Genomic DNA, 5,031 nt, shown 5'->3' on the forward strand with positions numbered 1-5,031 from the left:
TAGTAAGGAGAGGGAAAGATTTTAGCGCCGATTCAAGCGAGGGTGAGGTTTTGAGCGTTCCGGTGTGTACACTGTAGCCTTGCTAAGGGGAGAGGCAGTTTTGGCGTCAGACAAAACCGGGGTGGGGTTATGCAACGCAATTATTCGCGAAAAAATTCCAGTTTGCTTCACTTGAAGAGGGAAAAAAGAAAAGAGCAAAGAGGAAAAGGACAAAAGTACAAAATAATACTAAGTAACTGAGAATATTCTACCCACCAAATAAACGCCTCTAAAAATCCTTCTTTTCATTCTTATAATTTTCTAAGTTTTTACGATACAGCGTACTACTAGGATCAAGGCGAACAGCTATTTCCAGTTCTGCGATCGCTTGATCGAGTTTGCCTTGATCGGACAGCGCAATCCCTAGGTTATTGTGAGCTTTTGCATCATTTGGGTCGATTTGCAACCCTTGGCGGTAAGAGGCGATCGCTTGATCGAGTTTGCCTTGATCGGACAGCGCTAACCCCTGGTTAAAGTGAGCTTTCGCATAATTTGGGTCGATTTGCAACGCTCTTTGGTAAGAGGCGATCGCTTGATCGAGTTTGCCTTGATTTCTCAGCGCAATCCCCAGGTTATTGTGAGCGTCTGGATAATTTGGGTCGATTTGCAAGGCTTGGCGGTAAGAAGCGATCGCTTGATCGAGTTTGCCTTGATCGTACAGCGCATTCCCCAGGTTATTGTGACTATATGCATAATTTGGGTCGATTTGCAAGGCTTGGCGGTAAGAAGCGATCGCTTCATCGAGTTTGGCTTGATTTTTCAGCGCAATCCCCAGGTTATTGTGAGCATCTGCATAATTTGGGTAGATTTGCAACGCTCTTTGGTAAGAGGCGATCGCTTGATCGAGTTTGCCTTGATCGGACAGCGCATTCCCCAGGACAAAGTGAACATCTGCATAAATTGGGTCCATTTGCAAGGCTTTACGGTAAGAGGCGATCGCCTGATCGAGTTTGCCTTGATTTTTCAGCGCATTCCCCAGGTTATTGTGAGCGTCTGGATAATTTGGGTAGATTTGCAACGCTCTTTGGTAAGAGGCGATCGCTTCTTCGAGTTTGCCTTGATCTTTCAGCGCTAACCCCAGGTTACGGTGAGCATTTGCATAATTTGGATCGATTTGCAAGGCTTTACGGTAAGAGGCGATCGCTTCATCGAGTTTGCCTTGATCGTACAGCGCATTCCCCAGGTTATAGTGAGCATTTGCTAAATTTGGGTCGATTTGCAACGCTCTTTGGTAAGAGGCGATTGCTTCATCGAGTTTGCCTTGATTTTTCAGCGCAATCCCCAAATGATTGTGAGCGATTGGATTATTTGGGTCGATTTGCAACGGTTTTTGGTAAGAGGTGATCGCTTCATCGAGTTTGCCTTGCTTGTACAGCGCTAATCCCTGCTTAAAGTGAACGGTTACAATCTCGTCAGCCAAACGCGCATATTCCCCTCCCAATTGTCGTAAAACTTGAGCCTTTAGCTGTGCAAAGGGACGAATCTTTGTTTCCACAGAATCTTCACCCCCAGACGCGGGTACAAGTAAACGCGCTTCAAATTCCCGTACTGATAAACCGAGTCGTTTAGCGACAAACTCAGATACGTTATCAATAACTGAAATTGTTTTACTCACTGGGACAGACTCTAGCAGTAATTCCCTTATCCCCTCAACAAATTCATACTCAATATAATCAGCGTCTGTATTTTGGCGAATTGGTGTTAGAGGTTTAAGCAGTCCACTCATAAACACCTCCGCCACATGAATTTGTGATGATTGTGGCAGGAGAGTTTGCTGAATCAGTTGCACGACTGGTAAACTCACAGGTGCAGCTGCCATTAATCCAGCTAACCGACGAGCAAGGGGAGAAGCTGTAGCGCGAAATCGACTGACTAATGCTGCTGGAGTCAGGTTGAGTTGTTTGTGTTCTGTAAATTGTTGAGTGTCGCTGTGTTCAACTCCATTTACAGAGGAAAATTCAGAGGAAAATTTAAACCCTGCTGTTTTTACATTCCCTAAACCTGCTATAACTCGTGACCATAATAGTAAAGGTTCAGGTTCTAGAGTGACAATGGGAACAGGGATAGGATTTTTGATTTTGTTTGCGTCTTTTTGGAGAGTGTTCTCAATTTCATCAGTTATATCGTCATCCCAAGTTTCTACAATCAGCTGAGAATTGAAAACTCCAGGGTTAAGGGAATGCAGTTGAACAGGTATTTCTGAAGCTAAAGCTGTTCTTTCCCAAAGCCGTTCGGGGAGTAATTGCAGAATAGTCATTAAACCCTTACGTCCCCACAACTCTAGCAGTGGATGAATAAACTTGTTTCGCCAAGCAGGAGAAATACAATCACTCACCAGTAAAATTAAACGCTGTCCCTTGGAGTCAATCAATACTTCAGGACTATAAGGAGTTGAACTATAAGCACCTGTACTATTTTGAGGGAATAATTGTGCTTTTGTTTCTGTAACCTTTAATTCCCAAGTTCGCACATCTCGAAATGCACCGTGATGTTTTAAGAGGCGTTGGAGTTCGGTGATAGTCTGTTTCCAGACAGCAGTTGAACTGCTTTGTTCAACCACCAACGCTAACTCTAACCATCTTTCTGGCGCAGGTTTGAGAACTGGTACCCAAATTTTTTCTTGTGCAATGCGGTAAACTGTAGCTTCCTCATCCAGTATATTTTCTGTAGGAGATGGAATTTTGCGCATTAAAGGGCGAAGCGCACGTGCTAAAGCTAGAGAATTTCGTAGTGCTACAGCCGCTGGTACTTTGATCGGAATTGCTTCCCGACTTTGTGAAGATTTTGCGGAACTTAGCACAGAAGAGGGAAGAGAAACTTCAGCACCAGGTTCTGTGACTTGAGGTGAAGATGCTATCTCTGGAGTTTCTTGAGTTTGGGTTTCGGGTGGGTTTAATTGTTGGGATTGTTGTTGTGCTTGCTGCTGTGATTGTTCAGACTCTTCTATATGAACCGCCAACCAGATAATTTCTGCTAACTCGCGGGCGGTTAGGTCAAAGCCTGCTTGTTGTAGAATGGCAATCGCCCGCGAAATCATATCCCCTCTGTACTACTCAAGTATTGCAGCAACCGTTCGATAAACTTTTCTTTTTTCTGTTCTTTTTCTTGATCATCCCCAGAATCCAGCATCGGAGAATCAGGCAAATCAGCCGTACGGGTTAACATATAAATGGCATTGAGTAATTGGTCTGTTGCCAAGTCTCCCTTATCCCGTCGGTTGACAAACTTCTCAATAACTTTGTCTGCTTGTCCAATAATATCGCCTAAATGCGCTTTGACAATCGCTTCTAATTCATCACGAGTCGGTTCCCGTAAGTCTAATCTCAAGCAGCGCCGCAAGAAAGCGGGTGGAAATTCTCGTTCGCCGTTACTCGTGAGGATCACAAACGGAAACGCCTGACACTGCACCTTTCCTTTAACGATGGTTGTTGTTTGGTTATCGTAAGTTTGTACAACAATTTCTGAAACTTTATCAGCTATCCGTGCTAACTCGGGAATTTCAAATTCCCCTTCCTCAAAGATGTTTAATAAATCATTGGGTAAATCAATATCGCTTTTATCCATTTCATCAATTAATAACACCTTGGGATTTTTTGAAGGAAGTAACGCCGTTCCCAAGGAACCCAATTGAATATACTTGCCAATTTCCGCTAAATTATCTTTATTATCCTGACTCATTTGAGCATCTTGTAACCTACCAATGGCATCATAACGATAAAGTCCTTGCTGTAAAGTCGAGCGAGTCGTAATATTCCAACGCAACACTTCTCCCAGTTGTAATTCTTTAGCCACTGCATAAGCTAAAGAAGTTTTCCCTGTCCCCGGTTTTCCTGTCACCAACAAAGGACGACGCCGAAACAAAATAATACTCTTTCTGTTGTTTACTTGGGTATATGTGAACAATTAAGTGATTTGGTATATTCTGTGTTCGCTCGATTGTTGGTGTTTCATCTTTCGGAGTCGGCAACTTATCAAAAATATTAAAGTACCGCTTGCCTAATTCCTTTAATTTATCTAATTCTTCAGAAGATAGCCTGTTTGTTGCGTCTTTTAAGAAACGAGTCACAAACTGTTCAGTACGAGTGTCAGAATTTCTTCCTTGAGGCATATCCTCAAGATTATCTAAAATTTGTTCAAGATCATCAGCGATCTCAGTATATTGATTTATATGCCAATCTTCAGGACAACAGGCAAGATAAGACTGCTTCATTTGTTCAATATATTTTCCCTTTAAAGGAGCGAGTATTTTAAAAGCATTCATTGTAGTAGATAATTTCTGCAAGCAGTAATTACCAGGATTTCCCTTACGCGCCCCATCAATTAATTTATTAATACTGCCTTTACTATCAAAATTTATTATCAAATCGAACAGAACACTATCATAATCTGAATCTTGAGGAACTTCTGACTCATCTATATCAATTTCTTCACGCAGCATGACAATCAATTTGTCTCGCCTAGGGTAAGCAGATTTCAGTGCTTTTCTTATTTTTTTTATCTCATACCCAGACAAATCCATGAGTGACTACCCCATCCCTACCAAAATGATAATTTATAGCTGTTAACTCCATTCAAGTATCTACACCCTGGTTTTATTTGTTTCCGGAGATTCAACTTTACTATATACAGTATAAAATATTGCTATTTCTGCTTATTACTACGTAAAACAGTCAAGAAACCTTGCTTTTCTAACCGTGAGCAGATAGCACTGAACCGTGTTCCCGTATTGTAAGTTGAATTTCTCCAATCGGGATCACCGTTTCCGGCGTCTACATTTATTTACCTGTGTTGATCCCAAGCTTTAGCGTGTGGGTTAAGAAAATCTAACTTCACATAGTATTGGTATTATAAATGAACTCATAATGAAATCTCTACGCTCCTAGATTTGAAATTTTTTATAATATCAAGTTCGGATGAACACTTATAAAAAAACGAAGAACCTCACCCCGCCCTATGCCTAACGGCACGCTACGCTATCGGGCACCCCTCTCC

At 42.0% G+C, this 5,031-nt stretch carries 3 protein-coding genes; all 3 read right to left on the reverse strand.

The features are described 5' to 3' along the window. Positions 1–268 precede the first annotated feature (268 nt). Genes AC5590_RS16255 through AC5590_RS16265 form a run of 3 tightly spaced genes read right to left on the reverse strand, consistent with a single transcriptional unit; the run spans position 269 to position 4,558 of the window. Positions 269–3,076: an SAV_2336 N-terminal domain-related protein gene (locus AC5590_RS16255; protein WP_169268872.1), complete on the reverse strand. Its 2,808-nt coding sequence runs from the start codon at positions 3,074–3,076 to the stop codon at positions 269–271. Further along, positions 3,073–3,900: an AAA family ATPase gene (locus tag AC5590_RS16260; RefSeq protein ID WP_248277432.1), complete on the reverse strand. Its 828-nt coding sequence runs from the start codon at positions 3,898–3,900 to the stop codon at positions 3,073–3,075. Before AC5590_RS16260 ends, AC5590_RS16255 begins: the two co-directional genes overlap by 4 nt. Next, the gene (locus tag AC5590_RS16265) at positions 3,824–4,558 is read right to left on the reverse strand and encodes an effector-associated domain EAD1-containing protein (RefSeq protein WP_169268874.1); all 735 of its coding nucleotides are present in this window, start codon (positions 4,556–4,558) and stop codon (positions 3,824–3,826) included. The genes AC5590_RS16260 and AC5590_RS16265 overlap by 77 nt, the downstream gene beginning before the upstream one ends. Positions 4,559–5,031 lie beyond the last annotated feature (473 nt).

Origin of the sequence: Brasilonema octagenarum UFV-OR1, from assembly GCF_963888615.1 — a bacterium.
Taxonomy (GTDB): Bacteria; Cyanobacteriota; Cyanobacteriia; order Cyanobacteriales; family Nostocaceae; genus Brasilonema; species Brasilonema sennae.

What these genes read in the sequence shown, in the direction of transcription:
- AC5590_RS16255 (WP_169268872.1), bottom strand. Translation starts at nt 3,076, where the DNA reads ATGATTTCGCGGGCGATTGCCATTCTACAACAAGCAGGCTTTGACCTA.
- AC5590_RS16265 (WP_169268874.1), bottom strand. Translation starts at nt 4,558, where the DNA reads ATGGATTTGTCTGGGTATGAGATAAAAAAAATAAGAAAAGCACTGAAA.